The sequence below is a fragment of the Microbacterium sp. Bi128 genome (assembly GCF_918698205.1).
The window spans coordinates 1-1,312 of sequence record NZ_CAKKMM010001401.1 but is presented as its reverse complement, the minus strand read 5'-3'; the positions used below and the strand labels follow the sequence as shown (position 1 = coordinate 1,312).

Genomic DNA, 1,312 nt, shown 5'->3' with positions numbered 1-1,312 from the left:
TATGTCAACGACCGAGCGGCTGCGCCTGGTCGAGGACTCCTGATGCGTGCTCATGACCTAGGTGCCTCCGTCCGAGCGTCTTGCTCCGGCAGCTTCCACGAGGGTTTGCGGAACCTGTAAAAGAGAAACGGCACGAGCAGGCCCAGTCCCAGCGCGCCGCCGGCGACGATCAGGAAATAGACGGCCGGATCGCCGTTGCCAAACTGCGAAGGCGGGACGAACCCGACGAGCAGGGCGGCCAGGGAGGCGGTAAAACCGACGCCGCAGAGCCCAACCAGCATTGGCGCCCGGAAGCCACGCGCGTGGTCCGGGTCGTTGCGGCGCAGCCGGACAGCGGCCACGAACATCAGCAGGTACATGATCAGGTAGACCTGCGTGGTGATCACCGAGAAGATCCAGTACGCGCTGGAAACATCCGGGATCAGCGCGTAGCCAAGCGCGATCACGGTGGTGACGAGCCCCTGGACCACCAGGAGGTTCTGCTGGATGCCGTTCTTGTTCAGCTTCTGCAGGAACGGCGGGAGGTATCCTTCCTCACGCGAGATCAGCAGCAGGCCCTTGGACGGACCGGCCAGCCAGGTCAGCATGCCGCCGAGGGAGGCGGCAACCAGCATGATCCCGAGGATCGGTGTCAGCGCCTGGAGGTTGAAGGAGGCCAGCACCGCGTCAAAGGCCTGCATGACACCGGCTGTGAGGGAGAGTTCATCGGCCGGAACGATCCAACTGATCGCCAGCGCCGGCAGGATGAAGATCAGCAGTACCAGTCCCATGGCCAGGAACATCGACTTCGGATACTCCTTACCCGGATCCTTCAGCGAGGACACGTGCACAGCGTTCATCTCCATGCCGCTGTAGGACAGGAAGTTATTCACGATCAGCACCAGGCTGGCCAGCCCGGCCCATTCGGGGAAGAAATTCGCCGCGGTCATCGGAGCGGCGGACGGATTGCCCTGGCCGAGGAAGACCACACCCAGGATGACTAGCAGGGCGCCCGGGATCAGGGTGCCGATGATCAGGCCACCGCTGGCCAGGCCCGCCACACCCTTCGTGCCGCGGGATGAGACGTACACGCCGGCCCAGTAGAACACCACGATCACCAAGGCCGTCCACACGCCGCTGCTGGCCAGCGCCGGGTTGAAGACGTAGGCGAGCGTGCTCGCGACGAATCCCAGCAGGGTTGGATAGTAGAAAATCGTCATCGCGAACTGGCACCAGACCGCCAGGAAGCCCATCGGTTTGGAGATTCCGGACGATACCCAGTTGTAGATGCCGCCCTTCCATCCGGAGGCCAGCTCGGCCGACACGAGGGAGG

1 protein-coding gene is annotated in these 1,312 nt (G+C 63.8%); it reads right to left on the bottom strand.

All coding sequences use genetic code 11. The features are described 5' to 3' along the window. Positions 1-50: 50 nt before the first annotated feature. Positions 51-1,304, bottom strand: a complete 1,254-nt coding sequence (locus tag LQV45_RS33150) for an APC family permease (protein WP_230011948.1) — start codon at positions 1,302-1,304, stop codon at positions 51-53. Between the last annotated feature and the right edge of the window lie 8 nt (positions 1,305-1,312).